The organism is Actinoplanes sp. NPDC026619, assembly GCF_040638295.1.
Lineage (GTDB): Bacteria > Actinomycetota > Actinomycetes > Mycobacteriales > Micromonosporaceae > Actinoplanes.
The window spans coordinates 481729-508649 of sequence record NZ_JBEZYA010000002.1 but is presented as its reverse complement, the minus strand read 5'-3'; the positions used below and the strand labels follow the sequence as shown (position 1 = coordinate 508649).

The following is a 26921-nucleotide window of genomic DNA, read 5'->3' as shown; positions in this document are numbered from 1 at the left end:
GGGCTGCTGCCGTAGGGCGGGTTGCCGTTCGCGGGTGTGCCGCCTCCGTAGGGAGGGCCGCCGGCCGGGTCGCCGCCGTAGGGCGGGCCGCTGCTCGCGGGTGTGCCGCCACCGTAAGGCGCGCTGCCAGCGGGGGCGCCGCCGGCGTTGGCCGGCGCGGGCACCGTGGCCGAGAGGCCGGCCCCGGAGACTCCGGCCGCCGAATAACCGTCCGACGGCTCGGCGGGCCGGGGCGGCGGCACGGCGGCCGCGAACGGTGAGCCGCCGCCGACCACGACGGCGGTCGCGACCGCCGCGCCCATCGCGATGCTGTGCTCCGGGTGCGGGTCGGCGACGACCGGTCGCTGGAACTCGGTCGAGAGCAGTTGTGCGACCAGCGGGATCCGCGACGAGCCGCCGGCCAGCAGGAACGCGCTGACCTGCGCCGGCGCCACGCCGGCCGAGCGCAGCGCGCGCTGCGTCGCGGAGATGGTGTCGGTCAGCGACGGCGCGATCATCGACTCCAGCTCGGAGCGGTTGAGGCGCACGCGGGTGTGCAGGCCGGGCAGCGCGATCGGGATCATCGTCTCGGTGTCGAAGGAGAGCGCCTCCTTGGCCTCGACGCAGTCGCGCCGCAACCGGGCGAGGGCCGCCACGGCTTCCGGGTCGCCCGGGTCGAGTTGAGCCTTGTCGCCGAGCACCTCGAGGACGTGCCCGAAGACGGCCTCGTCGAAGTCGATGCCGCCGAGCTGCTCGACGCCCTCGGGCTCGCCGAGCACCACGAACCCGTCGCCGTCGCGGCGCAGCACGGCCACGTCGAAGGTGCCGCCGCCGAGGTCGTAGACGGCCACGGTCTCGCCGTCGGCGATGCGCCGGGCGGTGGCGTGCTGCAGCGCGGCCGCCTCGGGCTCGCTGCGCAGCTGCACCGGGCCGGCGTCGGCCAGCTTGATCGCCTGGTCGAGCTGTTCGCGCTTGTAGGGCCCCCAGTTCGCCGGATGGGTCACGGTGATCGCGGCGGGCGGGCCGTCCTGCAGCTGGGCGACCGTGTCGAGCACGTGCCGCAGCAGCTTGGCGGTGAGGGCGTGCGCCGAGAAGGGCGTGCCGCCGACCAGGATCGGCACCGGGTCGCCCATCCGGCGCTTGAACTCGCGGGCCAGCCGGGCCGGTTCGGCCGCGCCGCGGCGCTCGGCGGCCTCGCCGATGAGCAGGCCACCGTCGGGTTTGACGAACACCAGCGACGGGATTTCGGCGCGGCGCCCGCCGAGGCGCACGACCTCGACCCGACCGTCCACCCGCACCGCCGCGGCGGTGTGCGTGGTGCCGAGGTCGATACCCAGCCCGTACTGCATTCCGGAGGCCCCCTAGACGCTGCTTCTCAAGGCGTGACTTTGCATTTCGGCGCGGCGGAACGCCATTGCGTGCAGTACTGCTCGGCGGCCTGCGGTGACCCGAAACCATCCTGCAGCAGAACCCAGTAACCGTCGGGATCGTCGGCGAGCGTGTCGGAGGCCAGGCTGTCGACGAGCCGGACCGGCATGCCGGCGGCCTGGAGCTTGGCGAGCGCGGCGTCAGCGGCGCCCTTGCCACCGTCGGCGCCGCGGTGCGGAAAGACGTCGACCAGCGCGTACGGCTTACCGATGGTGACCTTGGCGGGGGCCGCGGTGGAGGTGCCCGCCGCGTTCTTCTTACCGAAGGGCAGGAAGTTGTGGTCGCCGGTGAGCAGGATGGCCGCGCTCGCCCCGATGGCCAGCACGGTGGCGGTCACGAACAGCACGGTGGTCGGGACGCGTGACTTGCGGGTGCCGGAGGCGACCAGGGTCAGGTAGGGCTCGCGGTCCGCGTCGTACGCGTCGGCGACCTTGACGACGACGGCGAAGGAGCGGGGCGAGCCGGTGAACGGGCGGCCGGGTTTCGCGCGCACCGCGACGACCGCGGCGGTGCCCGGTTCGAGCAGCACCGCCTCCGGTTCGACGGTGACCGAGCCGGACGACGGGTCGAGCTGGGCGGTGACCCGCAGCGGCGCCTGGACCCGGGTGTCGTTGGCGAGGCGCAGGTCGTACTCGTGCTGGGGTCCGTCCTTCGGAACGAGTTTGCCGGTGACCGGGACCGGGAGTGCCACCTTGAGCAGCGCGGTCGCGAAGCCGGCCGGTTCGCCGGTGGTCGCCTCCTCGGCGTGCACGGTGAACGGCACCAGCGAGGAGCTCGGCGGCTGCGTCGGCGGGGTCTGGAGCACCACCGACACCTCGGCGGTCTCGCCGGGGCCGAGGTGCAGGCCGGCCGGCTCGACCGTGGCCCAGCCGGCGGCACGGCCGCGGGCCAGATAGATGCGCAGATCGAGGGGCTGCGCGTAGGGATTGCGCAGCTGCACCGGCACTCGGGTCGGCACACCGGGGGCAAGCGCCACCGGCTCGTCCGGCAAGGTCAGTTCCACGTCCACGATGGTCGCATCAACCAGGTCATGGAAGATCGGTCACGTCGGCAAGCTGACCGCCCGGTATCTGAGTCGACCCGTTCGTCCCCAGCTGGCCCAGCTGTTGGTCCTGCTGCTGGGCGAACTGACCGTGCAGCAGCGGGTTGTCGTGGGCGTCCAGCGGGTTGGAGCCGTTGTGGTATTCCAGCGCGTCGCTGAAGCCGTCCGAGTCGGAGTCCGACAGCTGGGTGTTGAAGCCGAGCACCTTTTCCAGGCTGTCGTCGAGACCGTCCGAGTCGGAGTCGGCCTGCGCCAGCGGGGTGAGCGCGCCGTCCATGTGCCCATCGGCGTCGGAGTCGGGTGAGCGCGGGTCGAGGCCCTGGGCCAGCTCGAACGCGTCGTTGAGCCCGTCGCCGTCGGTGTCGGCCTTCCGCCCGTCGGTGTGGTAGGTGACCATCTCCTGCGCGTCGGTCAGGTTGTCGCCGTCGGTGTCGGCGCGCAGCGGATCGAGACCGTAACGACGTTCGAGCAGGTCGCTCAGGCCGTCGCGGTCGGTGTCGGCGCCGCCGAGCGCGACCGGCTCGGGCGTGATCGGCGCCGCCGTCTGGGTGGCCATCAGGGTGGACAGCGGATCGGTCACCGGATTGGCGATCGGGGTGCCGGTGCCGTCGGAGATGCCGGGGATGATCGCCGCGAACTCGAAGCGGTTGCCGGCGTTGGACTCGCGGACGCCGACCCGCGGGTTGGCGGCCTCGACGACCTTGCCGTCGCCGAGGCTGATCGCCACGTGCGCGCCGGGGGTGCGGCCGTCGCCGGCGCGCGGCTCGCGGTCGAACGAGAACAGCAACGCGCCGGGAATGTCCTTCGCCTGGTCCACCGGGACCAGCATGCCTTTTTCCTTGAAATGCAGATATTGAGCGGTGGCGCCGTCGGGGATTTTCGAACCGGCCTGGAAAGCCGCCCATTGGGTGAATTCGGAGCAGTCGAAAACCGCCGGATTGGGATCGCTCAGCTTCACTTCCGCGCCGAACACATAGCGATCGCCAATTTGCGCCTTGGCGACCTTGAGGAATGTGTCGAGCGCGGCGTTGTCGGCGCCGGCGGTGGGTGCGGTCGTCGATGCCAGGGTCATCGGCGAGCCGGCGACGTCGTGCAGCGCCACCCCGGCCGGGTCGTCGCCGCTTGCGGCGCCCTTGTGGTCGCCGTAACCCCGGGTGCCGCTCCACATGCCACGGTCGGGGCCGTCGCCGTAGGCCACCGCGGCGGACTGCGCGTCCTCTTTGTAGCGGACATAACGCGAGCTGAGGCCGCCGTGCGTGGTCGTCCAAGGTGAAACGTCGTCACCTTTGTGGGAGATCTCGAAGGCGGCCTTGGCGTTGTCGACCGGGTCGTACAGGTTGTACTTCGTCAGGAAGTCGGGGTGCGCCTTGCCGTTGATCTGCCATAGCCCGCGGGAGTCCTCACCGTGCGGGTTGTGCGCCTTGCTGTTGCCGCCCGACTCGGCCAGCGCGATCGCGGTCATCGTCGCCGACTCGTCCGGCGAGAAGCCCGCCCGGCGGGCGAAACCGTAGATCTGTTCGGCTGAGTACCTCGGCATGGTTCCGAGGGTAGACAGCGTAATCCACTCTGTATACGGGGCGACCGGCTTGCACGAAAGGGCAGCGAAACGGGCAGTTGAGTTGGATCAACGACACAGCCGAAAGAGCTATTGTTCTGATCGACTCGGCCGGGCCATCATGACTGGGCGGTCGCCCGAACATAGGGCGCTGACCAGGGGGAACGCATGATCTCACAACGGCCGCCAACGGTGTGGATCGATGACAGTCATGCCATCGTCCGCCGCGGCATGGCCGCCTGCCTGCAGCAGGCCGACTTCGTCGTGCGCGGCGAGAGCGCGGTGCTTTCCCCCGAGCCCGTGCTCGCCGACCTCGACGTGCTGGTGTTCGAATACGGTGCTTCCGCCCTGCGCCGCGCCGTCCGCCTGGCCGACGGCCGCGGCACCCGGCTGGTCGCCACCGTCCGCGACGTCACCGAGCAAAGTGTCCGCGAGATGGTCGACGCCGGGGTCAGCGCGATCCTGCCGCACCGCACGCTCACCGCCGACACCCTGATCACCAGCCTGCGCTCGGTGGTCGCCGGCAGTGTCGCGCTGCCCGGCGACATGCTCGCCAAGCTGCTGCTGCACGTCACCCAGACCTCGCACCTCGGCCCCGGCGGGCTCAGCACCCGGGAGCGGTCGGTGCTGCGGCTGCTCGCCGACGGCATGGACACCCGCGGCATCGCCGAAGACCTGTGCTTCTCCGAGCGCACCGTGAAAAACGTGGTGCACGACGTGCTGACCAAGCTCAACTGCCGCACCCGGGCGCAGGCCGTCGCGGTGGCCACCCGGGAAGGCGTGATCTGAACACGCCGATGGAGGTCTGGACCGCCGTGGCCGACGCGCTGCTCCAGCGCGAGGCGCTGATCTGCCGGCTGGGGGAGGGGCGGCCGCCACGTGACTTCGCCGGGCTCTATGTCGCCGACGACGAGGTCGACCGGCTGCTGGCCACACTGCCGGGGCTGGACGGCCCGGGGCCGGAACGGGTGGCGGCGGTGCGCGCGGGCGCGGCCGGCCCGGTCGTCAAGGCACGCGCGGCGCTGGCCGCCCGCCCACCGGGGCCGTTCACCGATCTGGTCGCCGCGGCCGGGCTGACCACCGCCGAGGCCGAGGTGCTCGCCGTGCTGGTGGCGGTGGAGGTCTCGCCCGCCCGGCAGCGCCTGGTGGCGTACATCCAGGACTCGGTGCACCTCCCGCGGCTGACGCTCGCCACCCTCGGCCGGGTGTTCTTCGAGGAAGATCATCCGTCGGCCCGGTCGCTGTCGCCCGGCGGCGCGCTGACCCGCACCGGCCTCGCCCGGCTCACCGGCGACGGGCCGTGGGCGACGCTGATCGCCGAGCCCGCCGCCCGGCTGATCTGGCACCTCGCCGGCGACCCGACGCCCGACCCGGGCCTGCCGGCGGGCAGCACCCTAAGGCCGGGCGGCAAGACCGGGCAGCGTGGGCTGATGCTGGTCAACGGCGGTGACCGGGAGAGCCGGCTGCGGGCGATCGGCGACATCGGACTGCTGATCACCACGCCGCCGGCGAGCGAGGCGGAGTGGCGGGCGGTGATCCGCGAGGCGACCATCGGCGGGCTGACCGTGGTGCTCGAGCTCGCCGAGCCGCTGACGCCGGCCGGGCAGGACGCGATCCAGCGCGCCGGGCAGCTCGGCTGGGTGCTCTCCTCGCCGGGGGAGCAGCCGCTCGAGGCGATCCCGGACCTGCCGTGGCGGGAGGTCCACGTGCTCGACGGGGTGGCCGGCGACGACGACTGGGCCGCACTGCTGGGACGGGCGCCGGACCCGGCGTACCGGCTGAGTCGTGAGCAGTTGCGTCTCGTGGCGGGAGCCGCCTCGGCCGATGGGGGCCTGATCGCGCCCGCGGTCCGCCGGCTTGCCGGTGGGCACCTGGACGGCGTTGCCGTCCGCATCCGTCCGCGCCGCGCCTGGGATGATCTGATCCTGCCTCCGGAGGAGGCGGCCCAGCTGCGTGAGCTCGCCGGGCGGCACCGGGGCCGCGACATCGTCTACGGGCGCTGGCAGTTCAGCCCGGCGCCGTCCACCGGGGTGGTCGCCCTGTTCGCCGGGCCGTCCGGCACCGGCAAAACCCTGGCCGCCGAGGTGGTGGCGGGGGAGCTCGGCCTCGACCTCTACAAGGTGGATCTGTCGTCGGTGGTGAGCAAGTACATCGGCGAGACCGAGAAGAATCTGGAGCGCATCTTCGGCGCGGCGGCGGCCGGTGACCTGGTGCTGTTCTTCGACGAGGCGGACGCGCTGTTCGGCAAGCGGTCCGAGGTCAGCGACGCCCACGACCGGTACGCGAACATCGAGGTCGCCTACCTCCTGCAGCGCCTGGAGACCTACGACGGGCTGGTCGTGCTGGCCACCAACCTGCAGCGCAACATCGACCCGGCGTTCCTGCGGCGCATCTCGGTGGCGATCGACTTCGTGCCGCCGGAGGAGCCGGAACGGCGGCAGATCTGGTCGCGGGTGTTCCCGGCGACCGCGCCGATGTCCGACATCGACCTCGACTTCCTGGCCCGCCAGTTCAAGATCACCGGTGGCGTGATCAGCAACGCGGCACTGGGCGCGGCATTCCTGGCCGCCGCCGAGGACAGCCCGATCACCATGCGGCACGCGGTGCTGTCGGTGAAGCGCGAGTTCCAGAAGATGGGCCGCCTGCGCACCGAAAAGGAATTCGACCGTTACTTCGAACTCGTGAACAGGAACGCCGATGCTGCACCTTTTGGATGAAACGCTCGAGGCGTTCCTGCGCGACGTGGTGCCGCTGCCGGCCCGCGACGTCGACGTAGCGTTCGACGCGCCCGACGGCGAGTGGTCGGCTGCCCTCTCCTCCCGCCCCACCGTCGATCTCTATCTCTGGGACGTACGCCCCAACCTGGCCGAACGCGACTACGGCGAGGTGATCGTCGAGGAGGCGGACGGCCGCCGCTACCGCCGCGATCCGCTGCCCCGGGTGGACTGCCGCTATCTGGTGACCGCCTGGACCAGCGAGGTGCGCGACGAGCATTCGCTGCTGGGCGACGTGCTGTCCGCGCTGCTGCTGCACCCGGTGATCGACGCCGCTCATCTGCGCGGCGCGTTCACCGAGGTGAAGCCCCTGCCCTCACTGCGGCTGCGCAGCGGCGACGGCAGCGAGAACTCGGATTTCTGGTCGGCCCTGGGCGGCCAGCTCAAACCCGGCCTCGACCTGGTCGTCACGGTGACGGTCGACGCGGCCATGCGCGCCGTGGCCGGACCGCCCACCGAGACCATCACGGTCCGCACCGCGGACCGGAGCTAGTCCCACTCGGCCGGGCCGTGCTCCCCGCCGGGGACGCGCGGCCCCTGGGCGTCCTTCTTCTCGTCGGCCTTGCGGTTGCCGTGCACGCCACCGAGGTGAGCGCCGGAGGTCATGATGAACATGTCGACGACGCCCTCCATCTCGGCGCTGAAGCCCTTCTCCGGTGAGTCGATCTGCTCGTCGATCAGGGCCTGCACGTGCAGGCGGATCATCTCGGCCCGGTTCGCCGGGTCCGGCACCTGCAGGAGCGCCCGCTCCGGCGGGGTCAGCCCGGCAACTCGGGCCGGGTCGGCGATGGCCGCCGCGATGTGACCCGACATCTTCTGCTGCAGCCGCTGCGCCCGGGTCTTCCGGTTGGCGGCCGGGTATTGCTTGACCTCTTTGTCGTGGTGCACCTGCACGTTGAGCGGCGGGTCGTAGAGGTTCTTGACCGGCCGCGCGATCGCCACGAGTGCCTGGTAGGCGTCGTGGTTGTCGGGGTACTCCTTGGACCGGGCCGCGTTGAGCGCGCCCAGGGCGGCGTTCCAGACGCTCGCCCAGCCCGGGTCGCCGCTGTCCTTGGCCAGGCCCATCAGCACCGACTCGTTGTTGTCCATGCAGTGCGCGGACAACTTGACCTTGTGTTTTTTCGCGCCCGCCTCCTGCACCTCCCACGCCGACGGCCCGGCCAGCTCGGCGGGATTGCCGGCGATCGCCTCGCCGTCGACGATGGTGGCGTCGGCCGCCTTGGTCTCCGGGCTCGCCGCCACCGCGATGGTGAACTGGCCGGGCTTGTTCGGCACGTCGTGCAGCACCACCGACTTGAGGCCCTTGGGCTTCAGGGTCTCGAGCACGCTCGACGTGACGGCCTCGAGCTCGGCCCGGCTCTTGAACGGCGCCTTCGTCTTCTCCTGCAGCATCGTCGACGCCTCGGCCTTGACCGCGGCGCTCTCCGGGGTCTCACCCGGCGCGGTCTCGGCCGGCGGGCCGCCGAAGCCGAGCGCGGACAGCGCCGACTTGCCGAGCGACACCGCCTTGGCGAACAGCCAGTCGAGGGCCTTGTCGATCAGCTCGCGCAGATGGCCGATCAGCTCGACCAGCTTCTCCGGCACGTCGCCGAGCCCGACCTGGTTGGCGAGGAAGCCGATCGCCACCGGCACCGCCGCGGCCAGGCCTTTCTCCACCTTCTGCGCGCCGGCCGAGACGTTGCCGGCCGCCACCGCGGCCAGCGTGGTCACGTAGTCGTTGACGATCATGAGAATCTCGCGGACGTACTCGATCACCGACTGGACCGCCTTGAAGAAGGCGATGCCGCTGTTGACCACGGCCATGATGCCGGTCGGGTCGAGCATGGACAGCAGCTTGGCGGTGGCCTTCTCGACGATCTCGCCGACGATCCAGTCCTTGACCATCCCGAGCAGGGTGTCCCACAGATTGCCGAGCTGACTCTCGATGTGTTTCCAGATCGCCGCGACGCCGTTCTCCTCGACGTCTTTGATGAAGTCGAAGGCGCCCTCGGCCATCGAGATGCCGGTGCGGATCTTGGCGACGACCTCGGGGCCGATGTGGTCGCCCAGCTTCTTCCAGAGCTTCTCGGTGGTGACGTCGAGAACCTGGAGCACCATCGTGAGGATCGAGCCGAACGACAGGTCGGGCGGTTTCTGGATGCCGATCGCGCCGAGCCCCCGGAACAGCCAGTCGGCGAGGCCGTTGACCAGGTAACCGACGGCCTTGTCGACGAACCCGATGAAGCCCTGTTTGAGGGCCTCGAGCATGTTCATCAGGAAGGCGACCGGGTCCTTCTTGATGTCCTCGATGGCCGCCATCGCGTTCGAGATGATGCTGTCGAGGATCCCGGGCGGGAAGTTCATCAGCTTGAGGACCAGCGTGATGACGACCTTGAGGACCTCGGCGGCGAACTCGACGATCTTCAGCAGCGGCTCGCCGAACTTGTCGAGGATCTTCCCGAACGCGCCGAGCGGGTTGACCAGGTCTTCCAGGCCGAGCGCGTCCCAGATGCCCTTGAAGGTGCCGACGATCATCTCGCTGCTGATGCCGAGGCGCGTCATCGCGCCCTCGATCTTCGCCGCCGCGTCGGCGATCACCCCGGCCTCGGCCAGCTTCTTGTACGTCTCCTCGCCGCCCGGCAGCAGCGCGATGAACCCGCCGATCAGGTTCTCCGCGTTGCGTGCCACCGGCTTCCCGGTGACCGGATCGGAACCGAGCATGACCGTCATCAGGCGGTACCCGCGCAGCTTGGCGGCCTCGGCGCTCAGCCACTCCAGCAGCGCGTCCTTGACGAGTCGCACGACCTCGGTCAGCACGTCCTTCGCGAACGCGCCGACCTTTGCGATCAACCCGCGCGCCTGCTCGGCTAATTTGCCCAAATTGTCGCCGAGCTGCGCGATGTTTTCCGGCTGGATGGCCTCCCAACCGGCCTTGAACAGCGCCTTCAACTCGCCGAGGATGCCGAGGAACTGCGCGATCCGCCCGTCCAGCCAGTCGGCGGTCTTCTGCAGGGTGCCGCGCTCCTTCATCTGCGCGAGCGCTTCCTGCTTGCCGATCAGCGTGAGGAAGTCTTCCAGGATCTGGACGGTGGTGGCCTCGACCGGCGTGCCGCGCAGCGGGTCTTCGTGGAGCACCTTCTTGGTGAGCTCCCAGACCGGCGTGCCGACCAGGTATTTCTCCGCGAGCCCGACCGCCGCGTCCCGGATGAGCTGCACGATCGCGTCGTAGATGCCCTTGACGAAGCCGAGCGCGTCCGCGTACAGGCCGGACACGTGCCGGCGCACGATGGTCAGCGCGCCGTCCGGGTCGGTGAGGTCGATCTCCTTCCAGGCCGCGTCGATCTCGCCCTGGATCCGGGCCAGCGTCAGGTTGTGCGCGGTCAGCCCCTCGTCGAGCATCCGGTAGGCGCCCTGCACCACGCCCAGCTCGATCAACTTGTTCGCGACCACGTTGCCGAACGGCACGAGCCCGAGCACGCCGCGGGTCAGATTTTCCGGGCTGCGGTCGACGTTGCGGTTGGCGATCGGGTCGTAGCCCGCGACCACGGTCAGCATGTCGTAACCCGGCACGGATTTGACCAGGCCGACGATCGGTCCCATCAGGTAATCGGTGGCGTCGCGCTGGACCGGCATCCGGTAGATGCCCACCGACGTCTGCTGCACGACGTGGGTGGCCTCGTGCGCCATCAGCGCGAGGTCGCCGGCCGACTCGCCGGCGCCCAGGAAGATGTGCTGCCCGGCGGTGAACGCGCGCGCCCCGAGCTGCGCCGCGGCGGCCTGCGCCTGCCGGTCCGAGTGCACCTGCACGCCGCCGAGCGGGAAGCCGAGGTGCTCCTCGATCTTCGCGCGCACATCCGGCGGGATCGGCGCGCCACTGCCCGGGGAGGCGATGAGCTGCTCCAGACCGGGCGGTGTCTGCGGCCCCTCCGGCGGCTCGCCCGCGGCGGCGGCCGGCGTGACCAGGCGGGAGATCGACGGCATCGGGCCGCCGCCGTCGGTGATCGCCTCGGAGACCGCGTCGGCCTGCCTCTCGTACGGGTCGCCGGGTCTGCTCACGGTGAGTTTCGGCTGCGCAAGCCGCTGCAGCGCGCTGTTGCCGCCGGGGGAGAAGGCGCCGACGGCGGCCGGATGCCGGGGCATCCGGCCGGCTGCCATGCGTTGCAGCGCGGAGTTGCTTGCGCTTCTTTCAGGGGTACGCGTCACGGCTTCCACAACCGCAGGCGTCGCGCGCGCCGGCTGCTCGGCAAGGGTCGGCTCCTGCCGTGCGGAATCCTTCACCGGCCCACCTCCGGCCCTCAGCATCGGCCGCGGCCGCCGTACCGGACAAGCCCCCGGAAGCGGCGGTGCACCAATGGCTGCACCGCCGCACCTTCTGTCCACGTGCGACGCGAGAGAGGCTCATCCCGGCGGCGACTGCGGGGGTGAGGCAATGACGCGGGTCCTGATGGGCGACTTCGAGGCTCTGCATCGTCTCGGGATCGAGCAGATCCTCCGGGCCGACGGCATCGAGCTCGTCGAAACCACCGGTGACGACGTGCTGGGCCGGCTGCTCGAGGCTCTGCCCGACGTGATCGTGCTCGACCTCGACAAGGACAACACCGGCGAACTCGTGCGCGTGATCGTGCACCGGTTCCCGCGGGTGAAGGTCGTGGCCTGCTCGTCTCAGCATCCGATGATGCGCGTGTTCCCGCCACTGCACTACGGGGAGTTCTACGAATCCGACCTTGACCCCGCGCTGTTGACCAGCGCGGTGCAGGCCTGACAGGGGGAAGACTTCATGGCCGCGTCGTACGGAGCACCGGGCGTCTACATCGAGGAACAACCGAGCGGATCCATGCCCATCGAGGGGGTGGGCACCGCGGTCGCCGCATTCGTCGGCTTCACCGAGCGATACGACGTCGAGCAGGGCGACCCGACCGACCCGGACGGGGTCAAGCCGCAGCTGGTGACGAGCTGGCCGCAGTACGAGCGGATCTACGGCGGCTACGTGCAGGGCGCGGTCCTGCCCCACGCGGTCCGCGGTTTCTTCGAGAACGGCGGCAGCAAGGCCTACATCTGCCGCATTCCGACCACCGACGAGAACGGCGAGGACCTCGGCCGCGGCAAGCCGACCCTGTCGCTGCCCACCGCCGACAACCCCGGCCAGCCGAGCCTGCAGCTGTCGGCCGTCCGCTCCGACGCCAACCTCGAGGTCGAAGTGGTCCCGCCGGCCGCCGTGCCGCCCGCCGAGGGCGATGGTGACGGCGCCGCCAGCAGCAGCAACGGCGGCGAGTACACGTTGCGCGTCTTCGAGGCCGGCGCCCTCCGCGAGGAGATCGGCGGCATCCAGTTCAGCGGCCGCAGCGCCCGCACCGTGGAGAAGACGGTCAACGACCGGTCCAAGTTCGTGCGGATCGAGGTGACGCCGCTGCAGGGCGCGTCCCTCGCCGAGCGCAGCCCGGCCGCGGGGCGTTACACCCTGCAGGCCCCGCCGGTGTCCAGCAAGTCGGTCACCCCCGCCGACCTGGTCGGCAGCGAGACCGACCGCACCGGTTACCAGGGCCTCGCCATCGCCGACAGCGTCACCATGGTCTCCATCCCCGACCTGATCACGGTCGCGACCAAGGAGGACGGCTCGGTCGACGAGGAGATGTACCTCGGCGCCCAGAAGCAGCTGATCGACTTCTGCGAGGCCAGCCACAACAAGATGGCGATCCTCGACACGCCGCCCGGCCTCAACGCGACCCGTGCCCTCGAATGGCGCTCGCGCCTGGCCCGCGACTCGGCGTTCGGCGCGCTCTATTATCCCAACGTCGTGGTGCCCAACCCGCTCGCGCGGCCGGGCGCGACCAACAGCGAGCTCTACCTGACGGTTCCGCCGTCCGGCCACGTCGCCGGCGTCTGGGCCCGCACCGACGCCGCCCGCGGCGTGTGGAAGGCGCCGGCCAACGAGGCGCTGCGCGGCATCGTCCGCCTCGCCAACGACGTGACCGGCGGCGAACAAGACCTGCTGAACCCCGAGGGCGTCAACTGCATCCGGTCGTTCGGCAGCTACGGCACCAAGATCTGGGGCGCCCGCACGCTGGCCAAGACCGACCCGTCGTGGCGGTACATCAACGTGCGCCGGCTGTTCAACTTCATCGAGGAGTCGATCCAGCGCGGCACCCAGTGGGCCGTCTTCGAGCCCAACGACTTCGACCTGTGGCAGCGCGTCAAGCGCAACATCACCTCGTTCCTGCGCGGGATGTGGACCCAGGGCGCGCTGGTCGGCGCCACCCCCGAGCAGGCCTTCTACGTGCTGTGCGACGAGAGCAACAACCCGGCGTCCTCGGTGGACGAGGGCAAGCTGATCGTCGAGATCGGCATCGCGCCGGTGAAGCCGGCCGAGTTCGTCATCTTCCGGATCAGCCAGTGGCAGGGCGGCGGAGCCGCCTCCGAGTAGCACAGCGGCGGATCGTAATTGTCTTAAGGAGAGTTCCGATGCCTGATTTGATGACTACCTTCAGCTTCTTCCTGGAAATCGGGGGAGTTGAGATGGCGAGCTTCCGCAAGTGCTCCGGTGTCGAGTCGGAGACCGAGATCATTGAGTACAAGGAAGCCACCAAGGACGGAAAGATGCTCATTCGGAAGGTCCCCGGGGCGATGAAGTGGAGCGACATCACCCTGGAGCGCCGGATCGACGAGTCGAAGGCGCTGTGGGAATGGCGCAAGCAGGTCGAGGACGGCGACGTCGACTCGGCGCGCCGGGACGGCTCGATCGTCATCAAGGACTCGATGAAGGCCGAGGTCGCCCGCTGGAACTTCGAGAAGGGCTGGGTCTCCAAGTGGACCGGCGCCGAGCTCGACGCGGGCAGCAACGAGATCGCGACCGAAAAGATCACGATCACCCATGAAGGGGTCCACCGGGCATGAGTGGGTTGCAGACCGAGTTTCCCTTCACCCTGCCGAAGGGCTACGTCGACGAGGACGGCACGCTGCACCGCACCGGTGTGATGCGGCTGGCGTGCGCCCGCGACGAGATCGAGCCGTTGCGCGACGGCCGGGTGAAGGAGAACGAGGCGTACGCGACGGTGATCGTCCTCGCCCGGGTGATCACCCAGCTGGGCAGCGTCTCCCGGGTCACCACCAAGACCGTCGAGTCGCTGTTCGTCTCCGACTTCTCCTACCTGCAAGATCTCTACCGCATCATCAACTTCCAGGACCCGAGCATCCTCGAGGCGCTGGAGCCCGGCACCCCTTTCCCGCAGACGTCGGTGGGGGTGGGTTAGGGCACTACGCACAGGACGAGCTCTGGCAGGAGATCGCCTTTCTGGCCTACCACCTGCACTGGGACTTCGACCGGTTGCTCGACCTGGAACACGGCGACCGCATCCGCCTCCTGCGGGAGGTGGGCGGTCTGAACGAGCGCGCATGGCAAGGAGTGGCAGGTGGCTGACGACATCGTCCGACCGCCCTTCGTCGGCAAGTTCCTCTTCAAGATCGGTGACCTGAACATCGGTTCGTTCACCGAGGTGACCGGCCTGGCCGTGTCCATCGACGTGGAGGAGCTGATGGAGGGCGGCCAGAACGCGTACACGCATAAGCTGCTCGGCCGTATGCGCTGGCCGAACATCGTGTTCAAGCGTGGCCTGACCGACTCCGACGCCCTGTTCACCTGGTTGTCCGGCTTCTCCGGCAACGGCTTTGCCGGCAACCAGAACAAGGTGGTCCCGGTGACCGGTTCGATCAGCGTCGTCTACCAGACCGGCAAGCCGTTCCGCACGTGGTCCCTGATCGACGTGAAGCCGGTCAAGTGGACCGGCCCACGCCTGGCCGCCTCCTCCCGCGACCTGGCCATCGAGGAGCTGGAGGTGTGCCACAGTGGCTTCACCGTCGCCACGCCGAAGTGATGGACCCCGGCCGCTCCGCCGTGCCGCCCGCTTCCTGGCCCGCCTGTTGCCCCGGTCCCTGCGACCGGGGCTGACCGGTTCCACCCACCGGCCACCGGGGCCGTCGGCCGGCTCGGTCGGCTCGGTCGGCCGGGCGGCCGGTCAGGCGGCCGGGGCCGCGCATCCCGCGTCCGGGCCCGCCGTGGGCGCCGGCCTGCTGGGTGGGTTGCGTGTGCGCACCTCGTGGTCGGTTCTGCGGTGGTTCCGCGCCGAGCGCGAACGCGAGGCCGGTGCGGGTTCGGTCAACCAGGCGATGCCGGGGGCCTCCCGGGCAGCCGGCGGGCGCAGCGGATCGCCGGCGCCGCGCCGGCTGATTGCGGCTCGTGCGCCACTGACCTCGGGCCGCCCCGGATCGCTGATCGGGCGGCCGCCGGGCGGGCCGGACGTCCGTCCCGGGCACGACCTGCCGATGGGGCCGGCCGGAGCGCCGGTCGGGTCCGGCGGTGGATCCGTGCTGTCGGATTCGATCCGAGTCCGTGACCAGCTTGCCGGCCGGGTGGATGATGGAGCGGCCTCCGGCAGGAGGCAGGCTGCTCCGGCCGGGTCGGCGGGCGGTGGTGGGCGTGCCGGTGCCACGGGGCTTGATCGGGGGCGCGGGCACGACGACCACTCGTTGCACGACCCGGCCGGTCCCGCGCGCGGCCGGAACGGATCGGGTTCGCCGGCGCCCGGTGGGCGCGGATCCGACGCTCGTGGGCCGGGCGGGCTCGGTCTGCGTGGGTCGCTCTCCGGCCTCGGGCTTGCCGGGAGCGGGTCTGCCGGGCGTGGCCCCGATATCAGCTGGGCGGAAGTCGGCGGGCTTGCCCCGTTCGGGCTGGGCCTGCTGGCGCGGCGACCCGACGGAGGCGGCCCGGCGCGGGCCGGAACCGGGGGTGGCCCGGCGCGGGCCGGAACTGGAGGTGACCCGGCGCAGAGCGGAACCGGAGGTGGCCCGGCGCGGACCGGAACCGAAGGCGGTCGCCACGGCACGGCAAATGACCTGCTCTCCTCGGGCTCGGGCGGTTCTGGCACCGGCTCGGGCAGATTTGGCCGGGGCGGGCCCGGCGCCGGCTCGAACGGCGCGGGCCTGGGCGGTCTCGGCTCCGGCTCGGGTGGGGATGACGCCGGCCTGGGTGGTCTCGGGCGGCGCGGCGGCACCGTGCATTCGATCACCGGGCTCGGTCGCAACGGGATCGGTCCGGTCGGACATGCTCCGCACCAACCAGGGTCCGGCCATGGGCTTGCCGGGCTCGGATCTGCCGGCCGCGGTCCCGATGTCAGTTCGTCCGAAGTGGAGGGAATGACACCGTTCGGATTGGGTGCGCTCGGACGCGGCCGGGCGGGCCTCAGCGACGCCGGCGCCGCCGGCGGGCGCACGGCTGGAAGCCTCGCCGGGAACGACGGTGCGGCGAGCGGATTCGCGCCTGCCCCTAGCGGAGGCGGGGGGCTCGGCTCGGCCGGAAGCGGCATGCGTGGCTCAGCCGGAAGCATGCGTGGCTCGGCCGGAAGCGGCATGCGTGGCTCGGCCGGATACGGCGTGCCCGGCTTGGCCCGCAGCAGCATGCGCGGCGCGGCCGGAAACGGCGCGGGTGGAAACGGCGCGGGTGGAAACGGCGCGAGCGGAAACGGTGCGAGCGGAAACGGTGCGAGCGGAAACGGTGCGAGTGGAAACGGCGCGGGTGGAAACGGCGCGGCCGGAAGCCGCGCGCCCGGGAACGGCGTGTCTCGGAATGGCCTGACCGGAAGCGGCGTGCTTGGCAACGACGCGCTCGGGGCCGGCGGGGTGATCGGGTCTCGGGGCGCGATGCCGCTGATCGGGCGGCCGAATGCCGGGCCGGTCGTCAGCAGCCCGGAGACGGCGACGGACTTCCGGGTGCTCGGGGCGGCATCGCTGCCGCCCGGCAATGTGCCCGATCCGAGTGGGGCCGTCTCGGTGGGGCCGGCGGCCGGGCATCGGGTCGGCGCCGGAGGGCCGGCGCGCGCGCCGGAGAGCCCGCGCGAGCGGTGGGAGGCGGCCGTTGCCGCGCGGCCGCTGGAGGCGCCCCGGGCGCTTCCCGGCGCGCTGCACGCGATGGCGTCCGCGCTTTCCGGGCGGGCCCGGCCACCGCTGTTCACCACCGGGCCCAACACCCGGCACGCGCTGGCCTCGGCCGGAGCCCTCGGCGCGACCACCGGCACCGTGGTGCACCTGCCGGCGGCGCCGCCGTCGGGGCCGGCGGTCTCGGCGGTTCTGGCGCACGAGCTGATGCACACCCGCAGCCCGGTCCGGCGGCCCCGGTTCCTGCTCGACGGCGCGTCGGGGCTGCTCGACGACGACGAGCGGCAGGCGCTCGCGGCCGGGAAGCAGGCGGCGACCACCGGGGCGGGGATCGTCGACTCGCTGCCGGTCGGCGGCGGGCTGGGCGCGGTCAGCGAGGTCGCCACCCGGGCGGCCCGGGCCGCGGTCATCGAGGCGTCCGGCAGTCCGATGGGAAGTGCGTTCTCCGGGGCCGCGGGGGACGCGTTCTCTGGGTTGCAGGGCATGGCCGGCAATGCGATGTCAGGGGTGCAGGAAGCGGCGGGTGGCGCGGTGTCGGCGGCCGGCCAAGCGGCCGGTGGCGTGGCCGGGGCGGCCGGTGGCGTGGCCGGGGCGGCCGGTGGCGTGGCCGGGGCTGTCGGCGGAGCGGTGGGGGCCGTCGCGGACGCGGCGGGAGCGGTCAAGCATGCGCTCGACCCGGACCAGGTCGTCGAGATCGTGGAGCGCCGGCTGCTCCGCGAGATCGAGCGGCGTGGCGGCCGGTGGGCCGGAGTCTTCTGATGGGTGAGTTCCAGATGGTGGGTGAGTCCTGATGGCGGGAGTCGACTCCGCGCCGGCCAAGGCCGAGCTGCGGACCGAGCTGAACGATGTCATCCCGTTCCTGTTCAACCCGTCGGAGCTGACGATCACGAAGGCGGCGTCGTGGCAGGCGGCCGACAACAAGGGCGCCAACGCGCCACTGCTGCGGTTCCAGGCCGGGCAGCCGGGGACGCTCGCGCTCAGCATCACGCTGGACACCACCGACAAGGGCACGTCGGTCACCCTGCACACCGACAAGCTGATGAAGCTGGTCGCGGTCGACAAGAAGCTGCCCGCCTCGGACAAGAACCGCAACAACTTCCGGCCGCCGTGGGTGACGTTCCATTGGGGGCCGATGCAATCGTTCAAGGCGGTCGTCGAGCGGCTGACGCTCAAGTTCACCTACTTCGCGGCCAGCGGCATGCCGCTGCGGGCCAAGGCCGACCTCGCCCTCAAGCAGTACGAGGACGAGGAGATCAAGCCGCTGCAGAACCCGACCTCGCACACCCCGTCGCTGCAGACCGTGCACCGGCTCGGCCACGGCGAGACCCTCGACCGGCTGGCCGCCAAGCATTACGCCGACTCGACCCGGTGGCGGCTGATCGCCGAAGCCAACAACATCGTCGACCCGCTCTCCCTCGAGCCGGGGATGCTGATGATCATCCCCGAGCTGCCGGTGCGCCGCCGTGGCTGAGCAGAAGCGCCGGCTCGACGGGGCCCAGCTCACCGTGGACGGCCGGCCGCTCGCGCCGGAGACGTACCAGCGGCTGGTGCTGGTGCGGGTCGAGGAGTCGGTGCAGCTGCCCGACTACTTCGCGATCCACTTCGACGACCCGCACTTCGACCTGTTCGACAAGGGCACGTTCGCGATCGGCAGCCGGATCGAGATCGCGTTCCGGGCCGAGGGCGACCCGGTGGTGGTGACCGCGGGGGAGATCACCGCGATCAGCGTGGAGCCGGGGGTGTCGGGGCGGCACGAGCTGGTGCTGACCGGATTCGATCTGACCCACCGGCTGGCCCGGGTGCCGAAGTCGCGCAGCTTCCAGCGGGTCACCGACGCCGACATCGCCTCGCGCATCGCCGGCGAGTACGGCCTGGACGCCGACGTGGACGCGACCGGTGGCACACACGACTACGTGCTGCAGGCCGGCGAGACCGACTACGCGTTCCTGCGCCGGCGGGGCGCCCGGATCGGCTACGACGTGTGGATCAGCGAGAAGACATTCCACTTCAAGAAGGCCCCGAGATCAACGGCAAATCCGCCGAAGCTGACGTACGGGCAGAACCTGGCCAAGTTCGCGACGCGTTTCTCGGCCGCCGAGCGCAGCGACGAGGTGGAGATCCGCGGCTGGGACCAGCTCGGCAAGGAGGCGATCACCGGCCGGGCCGACCGCACCGACCCGGGCACCGACGCGCCCGCCGCGCAGGAGATGACCGATGCGGCCCGGCGCGCGTTCGGGCGGGTCAAGCGCAACGCCGGCCAGTTCCCGGTGACCGACCAGGCCGAGGCGGACGCGCTGGCCGGCTCGCTGTTGCTGCGTGCCTCCGGCGAGGAGGTGGTGCTGCGCGGCGAGGCGATGGGCGACCCGCTGATCGGCGCGGGCGCGAAGGTGCACATCGAGGGCATCGGCTCGCGGATGACCGGCGACTACCGGGTCACCCAGGTCGAGCACTCGTACGGGGCGAATCAGCCGTACCTCACGAGGTTTGTCTGTGGTGGCAAGGAGCCGGCCGGCCTGGCCGACCTCACCACCGGGAAGGCGCCGGAGAAGAGCGGCTGGTCCGGGCTGGTCGTCGGGATCGTCACCAACAACGACGACCCGGAGAAGCTGGGCCGGGTGCGGGTGAAGTTCCCGACCCTGTCGCAGGACGACGAGAGCGCCTGGTCGCGGATCGCCACCCCGGGCGGCGGCAAGCAGCGCGGCCTGCAGTGGATCCCCGAGGTCGACGACGAGGTGCTGGTCGGCTTCGAGCTGGACGACACCACCCGGCCGGTGATTCTCGGCGGCCTGTGGAACCGGAAGGACACCCCGCCCGATCCCGGTGCGATCGCGAAGGGCTCGGTGAACCAGCGGATGCTGGTCAGCCGCAAGGACTCGCGCCTGGTGTTCGACGACGACAAGCTCGAGATCGACCTGCTGCTCGGCGGCACCCCGTGCGCGCTGAAGCTGGAGAAATCGGAGTCGTCGCTGACCGGCGACCAGAAGCTGGTGCTGACGGCCACCCAGATCGAGATCAAGGCGACGTCGAAGCTGACGCTCAGCGGCGCCCAGGTCGAGATCACCGCGTCCGGGCCGCTGACCGCGTCCGGCAAGCCCATCAAGCTGAACTGAGGGGAGGCGCCGCCATGCCGCAACCGGCTGCCCGCCAGAACGACCCGGTCACCGGGACCGACATCCACATCCTGCTGGTCCCGTCGCCGGGCGGCCCGGTGCCGACGCCCTCCCCGCTCCCGTTCGCGGGGCAGCTGATGACGGGACTGTCCACCGACGTACTCATCAATGGTCTGCCCGCCGCGACGCTGGGGAGCGTCGCGCAGAACATGCCGCCGCACATCCCGCCGTCGCCGTTCAGCAAGCCGCCGACCAACCAGGGCCGGGTGCTGATCGGCTCGCCGACGGTGCTGGTCAACGGCAAGCCGCTGGCCCGGATGGGCGACCAGGTGGCCACCTGCAACGACCCGGTCGACGCGCCGACCAGCGTGATCAGCGCCGGGTCGCCCGACGTGCTGGTGGCGTGATGGCCGGCGACGACTTCATCGGCAACGGGTGGGCGTTCCCGGCCGCGATCGGCCGCAACGGCGCCGTCCGGCTGGTCACCGGCGTCGAGGAGGTGGACGCGGCGATCCGGATGATCCTGTCCACGGTGCCGGGCGAGCGGGTGATGCGGCCCGAGTTCGGCTGCTCGATGTGGGAGCAACTGTTCGCGCCGTTGACCGCGAGCACGCTCGGGCTCATCGAGCAGGCGGTGCGGGTGGCCCTCGAACGCTGGGAGCCACGGATCGAGCTGCAGCTCGTCGAGGCCGACGGCGAGCAGTCGACCGGCACGGTGCACATCACCGTCGCCTACCGGGTCAAGTCCACCAACGACGTACGCAATCTGGTCTTTCCGTTTTATACGATTCCCACCGAGGAGCCGGCGCCATGAGCGAGCGCAGCGAGCGAATCATCAAATACAGCGCCTTTGTGTCTCATGTCGGTGCGGAGCGAAGCGGAGTACCGGCATGAGCCTCCCCGCACCCGACCTGGACGATCGGCGGTTCCAGGACATCGTCGACGAGGCGAAACGGCGGATCAACCGGCTCTGCCCGGACTGGACCGACCACAACGTCTCCGACCCCGGCGTCGCGCTGATCGAGCTGTTCGCCTGGATGACCGAGATGACGCTCTACCGGCTCAACCAGGTGCCGGACCGGCTCTACGTGAAGTTCCTCGAGCTCGTCGGGGTGGAGCTGTTCTCCGCCGTGCCGGCCCGCGCCGACCTGCTGTTCCGGCTCACCTCCGCGCGCGACGACGTGGTGCGCGTGCCGGCCGGCAGCCAGGTCAGCACCGAGCGCCGCGAGGACGAGGCGCCGATTGTCTTCCTCACCGACTCGGAGCTGCTGGTCCGGCCGCCGAAGCTGATGGCGTGCCTGACCCACGCCGGCGACCGCTACGCCGACCACTGGGAGGAGCTGCGGCGGGAGGCCGCGTCGGTGCAGCTGTTCCCGACGCTGCAGGTCGACGAGGCGGTCTACTTCGGGCTCGAGGAGTCGGCGGCCGGCAACCTGCTGCGCCTCGACGTCACCACCGGCCCGGAAGGCGCCGGCGTCGACCCGCGCCGCCCGCCCCGGGTGTGGGAGGCCTGGGACGGCACCGCCTGGAAGAACGTGCGGATCCTCGACGACACCAGCGCCGGCTTCAACTCGACCGGCGAGGTGACGCTGCTGCTGCCGATGCGGCACGAGGCCCTCGCGATCGGCTCGAAGCGGGCGTTCTGGCTGCGCTGCCGCCTGGTGCGGCCGATCGAGGGTCAGCCCGACTACACCAACCCGCCGATCCTCGAGCAGCTCTCCGCGGTGGCGCTCGGCGGCGCGGTGCCGGCCCACCACGCCGAGCCGGCCCCGGCCGAGCTGCTCGGCGCCAGCAACGGCCGGCCCGGCCAGGTGTTCCAGGTGCGCCGGGTGCCGGTGCTGCCGCGCCGCTACGACGAGACGGTCCGGGTGGTGCTGCCCCGCCACGAGCGCACCGGCGAACCCGAGGAACAGGAGTGGACCGAGGTCGCCGACCTGTCCGACGCGGAGGAGGACGACCAGGTCTTCACCTGGTCCGGCGCCACCGGCGAGGTGCGCTTCGGGCCGCGGGTGCTCGACCGGGAGGGCCGGGTGTTCCAGCACGGCGCGATCCCGCCGGTCGACGCGCAGATCTACGTGACCGGCTACCGCTTCGGTGGTGGCCGGCGCGGCAACGTGCCCGCCGACCGGCTCACCGTGCTGCACACGTCGATCCCGTTCGTTGCCGGGGTGACCAACCTGGACGCCTCGGCCGGCGGCGTCGACGCCGAGACGGTGGAAAATGCCAAGGTGCGCGGGCCGATGCTGCTGCGTGGCGGCCGGCGGGCGGTGACGGCCGAGGACGTCGAGCGGCTCACGCTGGACGCCGCGCCGAACGTCGCCCGGGCCCGCTGCCTGCCCCCGGACAACCCGGCCGAGCCGGCGAAGCTGCTCGTCGTACCCCGCGTCGATGTTGCTCCGGAGAATCTGACCCTCGATGACCTGGCGATCTCCGATGAGCTGGAGGAGACGATCAAGGCCTATCTGGAGCCGCGGCGGCTGCTGACGATGCGCTTGCGCATCGACGCGCCGCGCTACCAGGGGGTCAAGGTGGTCGCGGAGGTCCGGGCTGCTCCAGGTGTACGCACGGAGACCGTGCGCGAACGAGCCGAACGCGCCCTCTACGAATACCTCAACCCGTTGACCGGCGGCCCCAGCGGACAGGGCTGGCCGTTCGACACCGACCTGCGCCTCGGCGACGTCTACGGCGTACTCCATGGGTCGTTCGGTGTTCAAGGGGTTGAGGCGGTGCACTTCTTCTCCGCCGACCTGCGCCGCAAACGGACCCTCGACCAGGTGGAACAACGGCTGCGGCTGCTGCCGGAGGCGCTGTTCATGTCGTACGAGCACCGGGTGGTGGTCCAGCAATGACCTCTTCACTGTCGCGGGGCTGGCTCGTCGAGCAGCTACCCCGGGTGATGGCCACCGACCCCGTCCTGCGCGACTTCGTGACCGCTTTCGAACAGGTGCATGACACCGTCCGGGAGCGCATCGACGCGATCGAGTTCCAGATGGACACCGGCCTGGCCAGCCCGGAGATGCTCGCCTACCTGGGCTCCTGGCTGGGCGTCATGCTCGAACCGACCGACCCGGCCGACTACCGCCGCTCGCTGGTCCGCGAGGTCGGCAAGCTGCTCGGCTGGCGCGGCACCCGTTACGGCGTGGAGGCGCTGCTGCAGGCGGCCACCGGCGCCCGGGTCACCGTGCTCGACGCCGGCGGCGTCTACGGCCGCAACGACAAGGTGCCGCCGCCCGATGCGGTCGTGGTCGTGCAGATGGACCACACCGGGCACCTCACCGAGAAACAGGTGATGGCGTTCCTGCAGAGCGAGATCCCGCTCGGCGCCAAGATCCAGCTCGACGTCCGCTTCCAGCCGCAGCCCGCCCGCGGGCGCGCCCGCCCACCCGGCAGTGGAGACAACAATGCCTGACTCGTACGGCTCGGTCCGCCAGATGCCCTGCCCCGACTGCGGCAACCCGGTCATGCCCGACCGCGACCAGCTGTGCCCGAACTGCGGTTACCCGCTGATGTTCCTGCGCAAGGGCGGCGGCAACGACGACGCCCAGGCCCAGGCGATCCCGCGCAGCCCCAACGAGCGGGTCGACGAGACCAACCTGCGCGTCGTGCCCCAGCCGGTGACCGACACCCGGCAGTTCCCGTCGGGCAACTACGGCGCCCAGCGCGGCCAGGCGCCGTGCCGCAACTGCGGTTACCCGAACGAGGCGGCCCGCATCCGCTGCGAACGCTGTGGCATCGAACTGCGCCAGGCCCGCCCGCATGCCCGCACCCTGGCCCCGCCGATGATCGCCCCGCAGAAAGGGGGCGGCAGGCGCGGCTGGGGCTGGCTGCTGATCCCGCTGATCATCCTGGCCACGCTGTCGCTGCTGGCCCTGGCCGTCACCCTGGTCTGGTACTACTTGGGCTGACCTATGCTCGATGTCGTGATCTTCGAAGCCGGGCGGCGCCGGTGACGCGTCCCGGCGCACCCGCGCTGGACGACCAGCATGTCGACCGGTGGACCGCCGCGGCCGCGCCGTGGTGGAAGCTGCGGTTGGCGCTGCTCGTCGCGTGGATCGCCGCAATTCTCATTGCGCTGGCCGGTGACACGGCTCCCTGCACGGCCCTGGACCCGGGCGTGTGCGGACCGGACGTGACGTTCGCGGTGGCGCTCGTCGTCCTGGCAGCCACCCCGGTCCTGCTGTGGTGGCTGCCGCTGGCCGGCTGCGGCGCCGGGATGCTCTTCGCCCTCCTGGACCTGATCGGTGACGATCTGCCGGCCGCGAACGTGGCCTTCGGGGTCCACGGACTGCTCTGCCTGGCCACGGCGGCCTGGCTGGTCGTGGCGCGACGCCGGCAGGCGGCGGTGGTGGCCGAGATGGCCGGCACGGCACGCCTGGACGCGGCGCTCGCCGGGCGCCTGCGGGACAGCTTTCCCGGCTGGGGAGGGCGCACCATTTTCGCTGTCCTGCTGGTCATCGCCGGGGCCGGCGGCATCGCCTGGTACGACCATCGGGTCGCCCAGGTGGCGGCGCACGAGTCGGCAGCGGTCCGGACGGACGCCGTCATCCGCAGTGCCGACCGGGCCGAGAGTGTGGTCGTCGTCGAGGTGCCGCGGCCGGTGCGGGTGGACGTCCAGGGCTCGTACGAAGCCGGGCAGGTCGTCCCGGTGCTGGTGGACGGCTCGTGGGCGCACCTCGTCGCCGAACCCGAGGACGTGACCCCGTGGCTCAGCGGTGGGCTGGGGGCGCTCGGGCTCGCCGGCCTCCTGCTGGCCGGCGAGCAGCGCATGCGGTCGGCGCGCCGGCGGCTGCTGCGCGGCCCGCTGCCCGCCGTGGAGCTGACCGCCGAGCCGGACGACCGGGGCCGCGCCGTGCTGCACGGCGGCATGGCGGTGCTTCCGGTCGCGGCAACGCCGACCCGGCGGACGAGGCCGCACCTGACCGGCGAGGAGGTGGACTGGGCCCAGGGTTGGGCGGCCGCGGAGAGGGAGGATTTCGGCCGGGACTGGCGCAGCTCCGGGGGCCGGGACGAGCCGCAGGCCGTGACCGTGGCCGGCGACCTGCGCGACGGCGGCTGGGTCCTGCTCATCACCGACGACGCCGTCCTGCTGCCCGAGGCACCGCTGCGTACGCCACGGGAACGCCCCGAACCGGCCGGCGTTCTCCCCGGCGAACCCGTGCCGGTCACCGACCCGGGCGACCTGCCCGAGCTGCCCGTCCTCCTGCGGGCACACCCGCGCGACCGGGTGCTCGGCGCATTCGCGCTGCTCGGCTTCGCCGCCGGACCCGCCGCGGTGCTGGCCGGCCTGCCCGACGGCTGGTGGCAGACCCTCGTCGCGCTCGGCATGGGTGGCTTCCTGACCTACGAGGGCTGGGGCCGGCTCAACACTCGGGTCAGGTTGACGCCCGGTGGCCTTGTCGTGCACGACCGTGTGCGGGTCCACCGCGTGCCGTGGGCGCGGTTGCACGGCGTGCGACACGACGACAAGGGACTGTGGCTCGCGTGGGGCCCTGGCACCTCCGTCCAGATCCGCGGCGTGGCTGATCACTGGGGCGCGGTGATGATGCGGCTGCGGGATCTCTACCTGGCTGCCGGTGATCCGGGCGGCCAGGTCAGCAGCCGGCTGAACGCCGGCCCGGCGGTCGGCCTCGCCTACGCCCTCGTGGCGGTCGCGTCGGTTTGGTGGCGGCACCATCGTTAGGCGTCGGGGCGATTCGGCGACCAGCTCAGGTGCCGCCGTCCGCGTCGGCGTGATCCGATCGGCTCAGGGGGCGGTGTCCCCGTCGGCCTCCTCGGCCAGCCGGTGGATGTGCTGCGCGCGCAGTGCCTCCCGGCGCCGAGCCTGCCCCAGCACTGCGGTCACCAGCACAGCAACGGCCGCGATCAGCGTCGCCACGGCCCAGACGACGACGACCTTCCGGCTGAGGAACGAATATTGCGGGAAGCGAAGCCCCATGCCGAGCAGCAGGATCGGCCAGACGAACAACGCCGCCGGCCACCAGGCGCGCCGGTCACGCCGGACGGTGAAGAGCACGCCCATGACGATCACTGCCATGGTCAGGATCAGTGCCGCCACCAGGAGCGCCTCGCGCCCGACGTGGTGCTGCTCGGCGGCGACGAGCGCCGCCAGCAGGGCTGCCACGGCGGCCGGGGCGACGAGGACGGCGGTGTCCCGCAAGCCGCGGCGGTTGTCGGCGGCCAGCGCCAGGATGCCGAGCCCGATCTGCGGCACGAGAATGAACAGGGGCGGGTGGAGAGCGGTCAGATCCAGGGGAGGGACCACCGACACCGCCACCACGACCCCCACCGTCACGGTGATCGCGGTGGCGACCGCCCACCGCCCGAAACCGGCCGGTGCGGCCGCCGGCACGAGCAGCCAGGCGACCCACGCGAACACGCCGATCGTGTGGAACGGGCCCAGCATCGGTGCGCCGGAGTCGTACTGGCCGCCGTTGCCTTCGGTGTTGATCAGCCAGATGCCGGCCAGCACGGTCGCCATCATCAGAGCGGGGGTGCCGGCGAGAGGCAGCGCGTCGGCGAGGCCGAGGGCACTGCGAGCCCGCAGGCGCTGACGCAGCCCGCCGACCATCAGATCGGCGACGTCACCGGGCCGCGGCCGGCGCTGCCCGGGCGCGGCCAGATCCACATACGTGTCGACGATCTCGGCGCCTCGCTCGGCGCGGTCGGCGGCCGGGTACCACCGAAGGAGCTTGGTGTAGCGCTCACGCAGCACCTCGCTCATGCGACACCGCCGGCGAGCTGCGCACCCGACGGCCCGATCACCGGGCGCGACAGCCGGCTGGTCGCCGCCTCGACCGCCCGGCGCATGCGCTCCGTCTCGGCCCGCAGCAGATCGGTGCCCTGATCGGTGAGCCGGTAGTACTTACGGGCGCGGCCGTCGACGATCTCGGAATGGTCCACCGTCACCAGCCCGTCGTCGGCAAGCCGGTCGAGGGAGCCGTAGAGCGTGCCGGGCCGGAGCGAAAGCCGACCCTCCGACAGCTCACTCACCTCGAGAATCAGGCCATAGCCATGCATCGGCGCCCGGGCCAGGGCGGTCAGGATCAGGAACGTGGGCTCCTGGAGCGGCGTCTTCATGCGCCCACCGTATCGACGCGACCATATCTTCGCAACAAAGATATGCTCGCAGG

Annotated in this window: 23 protein-coding genes and 1 pseudogene; 18 read left to right on the top strand and 6 right to left on the bottom strand. The window is 71.4% G+C overall.

Translation table 11 applies throughout. The annotated features are described in order from the left end of the window. The 3 genes from AB0E90_RS07550 to AB0E90_RS07540 form a co-directional block, all read right to left on the bottom strand. A partial coding sequence (locus AB0E90_RS07550) for an Hsp70 family protein (protein ID WP_360400809.1) occupies window positions 1–1328 on the bottom strand: 1328 nt, incomplete at its 3' end. 26 nt (window positions 1329–1354) lie between these two features. Next, window positions 1355–2410: a hypothetical protein gene (locus AB0E90_RS07545; protein ID WP_360400806.1), complete on the bottom strand. Its 1056-nt coding sequence runs from the start codon at window positions 2408–2410 to the stop codon at window positions 1355–1357. Between the two features lie 25 nt (window positions 2411–2435). After that, window positions 2436–3986: a transglycosylase SLT domain-containing protein gene (locus AB0E90_RS07540; protein WP_360400803.1), complete on the bottom strand. Its 1551-nt coding sequence runs from the start codon at window positions 3984–3986 to the stop codon at window positions 2436–2438. A gap of 186 nt (window positions 3987–4172) precedes the next feature. Between AB0E90_RS07540 and AB0E90_RS07535 the strand changes: the two genes are divergently transcribed. From AB0E90_RS07535 to AB0E90_RS07525, 3 genes are read left to right on the top strand one after another with little or no spacing between them, the layout of a single operon-like run. Continuing rightward, window positions 4173–4793 (top strand): response regulator transcription factor, encoded by a 621-nt coding sequence (locus tag AB0E90_RS07535; RefSeq protein ID WP_360400800.1) that lies wholly within the window; start codon window positions 4173–4175, stop codon window positions 4791–4793. An 8-nt stretch (window positions 4794–4801) separates the two neighbouring features. Beyond that, the gene (locus tag AB0E90_RS07530) at window positions 4802–6721 is read left to right on the top strand and encodes an ATP-binding protein (protein WP_360400797.1); all 1920 of its coding nucleotides are present in this window, start codon (window positions 4802–4804) and stop codon (window positions 6719–6721) included. After that, window positions 6702–7271, top strand: coding sequence for a DUF4255 domain-containing protein (locus AB0E90_RS07525; RefSeq protein WP_360400794.1), 570 nt, complete (start codon window positions 6702–6704; stop codon window positions 7269–7271). Before AB0E90_RS07530 ends, AB0E90_RS07525 begins: the two co-directional genes overlap by 20 nt. Here the strand turns inward: AB0E90_RS07525 and AB0E90_RS07520 are convergent. Then, complete coding sequence (locus tag AB0E90_RS07520) at window positions 7268–10912, bottom strand: DUF4157 domain-containing protein (RefSeq protein WP_360400792.1); 3645 nt, start codon at window positions 10910–10912, stop codon at window positions 7268–7270. The two genes, AB0E90_RS07525 and AB0E90_RS07520, sit on opposite strands and share 4 nt — an antisense overlap. 274 nt (window positions 10913–11186) lie before the next feature. Here AB0E90_RS07520 and AB0E90_RS07515 point away from each other — a divergent pair, with 274 nt between their 5' ends. The 15 genes and pseudogenes from AB0E90_RS07515 to AB0E90_RS07445 all read left to right on the top strand — a co-directional run bounded on the left by AB0E90_RS07515 (window position 11187) and on the right by AB0E90_RS07445 (window position 25471). After that, window positions 11187–11519 (top strand): hypothetical protein, encoded by a 333-nt coding sequence (locus tag AB0E90_RS07515; RefSeq protein WP_360400789.1) that lies wholly within the window; start codon window positions 11187–11189, stop codon window positions 11517–11519. 15 nt (window positions 11520–11534) lie between these two features. Continuing rightward, window positions 11535–13178 carry a phage tail sheath C-terminal domain-containing protein gene (locus AB0E90_RS07510; RefSeq protein ID WP_360400786.1) on the top strand — a complete coding sequence of 548 codons (1644 nt, stop codon included), beginning with the start codon at window positions 11535–11537 and terminating at the stop codon, window positions 13176–13178. Between the two features lie 38 nt (window positions 13179–13216). Then, entirely contained in the window at window positions 13217–13648 is a 432-nt protein-coding gene (locus tag AB0E90_RS07505; protein ID WP_360400783.1) for a phage tail protein, read from the top strand. Further along, window positions 13645–14004, top strand: coding sequence for a hypothetical protein (locus AB0E90_RS07500; protein WP_360400781.1), 360 nt, complete (start codon window positions 13645–13647; stop codon window positions 14002–14004). The genes AB0E90_RS07505 and AB0E90_RS07500 overlap by 4 nt, the downstream gene beginning before the upstream one ends. 17 nt (window positions 14005–14021) lie before the next feature. After that, window positions 14022–14171, top strand: a pseudogene (locus tag AB0E90_RS07495) (DUF6760 family protein); the annotation flags it as partial. Next, window positions 14164–14625, top strand: coding sequence for a phage tail protein (locus tag AB0E90_RS07490; protein ID WP_360400778.1), 462 nt, complete (start codon window positions 14164–14166; stop codon window positions 14623–14625). The pseudogene AB0E90_RS07495 and the gene AB0E90_RS07490, both read left to right, overlap by 8 nt. 1768 nt (window positions 14626–16393) lie before the next feature. Further along, a complete protein-coding gene (locus AB0E90_RS07485; protein ID WP_360400775.1) occupies window positions 16394–17440 on the top strand; it encodes a DUF4157 domain-containing protein in 1047 nt (348 codons plus the stop codon). A gap of 31 nt (window positions 17441–17471) precedes the next feature. After that, on the top strand, window positions 17472–18152 hold the full coding sequence (locus tag AB0E90_RS07480) for a LysM peptidoglycan-binding domain-containing protein (RefSeq protein ID WP_360400772.1): 681 nt from the start codon (window positions 17472–17474) through the stop codon (window positions 18150–18152). Beyond that, the gene (locus tag AB0E90_RS07475; protein WP_360400769.1) at window positions 18145–19791 is read left to right on the top strand and encodes a VgrG-related protein; all 1647 of its coding nucleotides are present in this window, start codon (window positions 18145–18147) and stop codon (window positions 19789–19791) included. Before AB0E90_RS07480 ends, AB0E90_RS07475 begins: the two co-directional genes overlap by 8 nt. Window positions 19792–19805: 14 nt before the next feature. Next, window positions 19806–20198 carry a PAAR domain-containing protein gene (locus AB0E90_RS07470; protein ID WP_360400767.1) on the top strand — a complete coding sequence of 131 codons (393 nt, stop codon included), beginning with the start codon at window positions 19806–19808 and terminating at the stop codon, window positions 20196–20198. After that, window positions 20198–20605 carry a GPW/gp25 family protein gene (locus tag AB0E90_RS07465; RefSeq protein ID WP_360400765.1) on the top strand — a complete coding sequence of 136 codons (408 nt, stop codon included), beginning with the start codon at window positions 20198–20200 and terminating at the stop codon, window positions 20603–20605. Before AB0E90_RS07470 ends, AB0E90_RS07465 begins: the two co-directional genes overlap by 1 nt. 76 nt (window positions 20606–20681) lie before the next feature. Next, a complete protein-coding gene (locus AB0E90_RS07460) occupies window positions 20682–22640 on the top strand; it encodes a putative baseplate assembly protein (RefSeq protein ID WP_360400763.1) in 1959 nt (652 codons plus the stop codon). Then, a complete protein-coding gene (locus AB0E90_RS07455; protein WP_360400760.1) occupies window positions 22637–23200 on the top strand; it encodes a phage tail protein in 564 nt (187 codons plus the stop codon). Before AB0E90_RS07460 ends, AB0E90_RS07455 begins: the two co-directional genes overlap by 4 nt. Next, window positions 23193–23696, top strand: coding sequence for a hypothetical protein (locus AB0E90_RS07450; RefSeq protein WP_360400757.1), 504 nt, complete (start codon window positions 23193–23195; stop codon window positions 23694–23696). The genes AB0E90_RS07455 and AB0E90_RS07450 overlap by 8 nt, the downstream gene beginning before the upstream one ends. 41 nt (window positions 23697–23737) lie before the next feature. Next, window positions 23738–25471 carry a hypothetical protein gene (locus AB0E90_RS07445; RefSeq protein ID WP_360400754.1) on the top strand — a complete coding sequence of 578 codons (1734 nt, stop codon included), beginning with the start codon at window positions 23738–23740 and terminating at the stop codon, window positions 25469–25471. Window positions 25472–25534: 63 nt separating this feature from the next. On the opposite strand, the gene AB0E90_RS07440 is transcribed toward AB0E90_RS07445, so the two are convergent. Further along, a complete protein-coding gene (locus tag AB0E90_RS07440) occupies window positions 25535–26512 on the bottom strand; it encodes a hypothetical protein (protein ID WP_360400751.1) in 978 nt (325 codons plus the stop codon). Continuing rightward, entirely contained in the window at window positions 26509–26868 is a 360-nt protein-coding gene (locus AB0E90_RS07435; protein WP_360400748.1) for a PadR family transcriptional regulator, read from the bottom strand. Before AB0E90_RS07435 ends, AB0E90_RS07440 begins: the two co-directional genes overlap by 4 nt. Window positions 26869–26921 lie beyond the last annotated feature (53 nt).

Coding starts and splice junctions, on each gene's coding strand:
- AB0E90_RS07510 (WP_360400786.1), top strand. CDS start 11,535: ATGGCCGCGTCGTACGGAGCACCGGGCGTCTACATCGAGGAACAACCG.
- AB0E90_RS07500 (WP_360400781.1), top strand. CDS start 13,645: ATGAGTGGGTTGCAGACCGAGTTTCCCTTCACCCTGCCGAAGGGCTAC.
- AB0E90_RS07480 (WP_360400772.1), top strand. CDS start 17,472: ATGGCGGGAGTCGACTCCGCGCCGGCCAAGGCCGAGCTGCGGACCGAG.
- AB0E90_RS07535 (WP_360400800.1), top strand. CDS start 4,173: ATGATCTCACAACGGCCGCCAACGGTGTGGATCGATGACAGTCATGCC.
- AB0E90_RS07505 (WP_360400783.1), top strand. CDS start 13,217: ATGCCTGATTTGATGACTACCTTCAGCTTCTTCCTGGAAATCGGGGGA.
- AB0E90_RS07530 (WP_360400797.1), top strand. CDS start 4,802: ATGGAGGTCTGGACCGCCGTGGCCGACGCGCTGCTCCAGCGCGAGGCG.
- AB0E90_RS07460 (WP_360400763.1), top strand. CDS start 20,682: ATGAGCCTCCCCGCACCCGACCTGGACGATCGGCGGTTCCAGGACATC.
- AB0E90_RS07515 (WP_360400789.1), top strand. CDS start 11,187: ATGACGCGGGTCCTGATGGGCGACTTCGAGGCTCTGCATCGTCTCGGG.
- AB0E90_RS07520 (WP_360400792.1), bottom strand. CDS start 10,912: ATGGCAGCCGGCCGGATGCCCCGGCATCCGGCCGCCGTCGGCGCCTTC.
- AB0E90_RS07465 (WP_360400765.1), top strand. CDS start 20,198: ATGGCCGGCGACGACTTCATCGGCAACGGGTGGGCGTTCCCGGCCGCG.
- AB0E90_RS07450 (WP_360400757.1), top strand. CDS start 23,193: ATGCCTGACTCGTACGGCTCGGTCCGCCAGATGCCCTGCCCCGACTGC.
- AB0E90_RS07525 (WP_360400794.1), top strand. CDS start 6,702: ATGCTGCACCTTTTGGATGAAACGCTCGAGGCGTTCCTGCGCGACGTG.
- AB0E90_RS07540 (WP_360400803.1), bottom strand. CDS start 3,986: ATGCCGAGGTACTCAGCCGAACAGATCTACGGTTTCGCCCGCCGGGCG.
- AB0E90_RS07455 (WP_360400760.1), top strand. CDS start 22,637: ATGACCTCTTCACTGTCGCGGGGCTGGCTCGTCGAGCAGCTACCCCGG.
- AB0E90_RS07440 (WP_360400751.1), bottom strand. CDS start 26,512: ATGAGCGAGGTGCTGCGTGAGCGCTACACCAAGCTCCTTCGGTGGTAC.
- AB0E90_RS07435 (WP_360400748.1), bottom strand. CDS start 26,868: ATGAAGACGCCGCTCCAGGAGCCCACGTTCCTGATCCTGACCGCCCTG.
- AB0E90_RS07470 (WP_360400767.1), top strand. CDS start 19,806: ATGCCGCAACCGGCTGCCCGCCAGAACGACCCGGTCACCGGGACCGAC.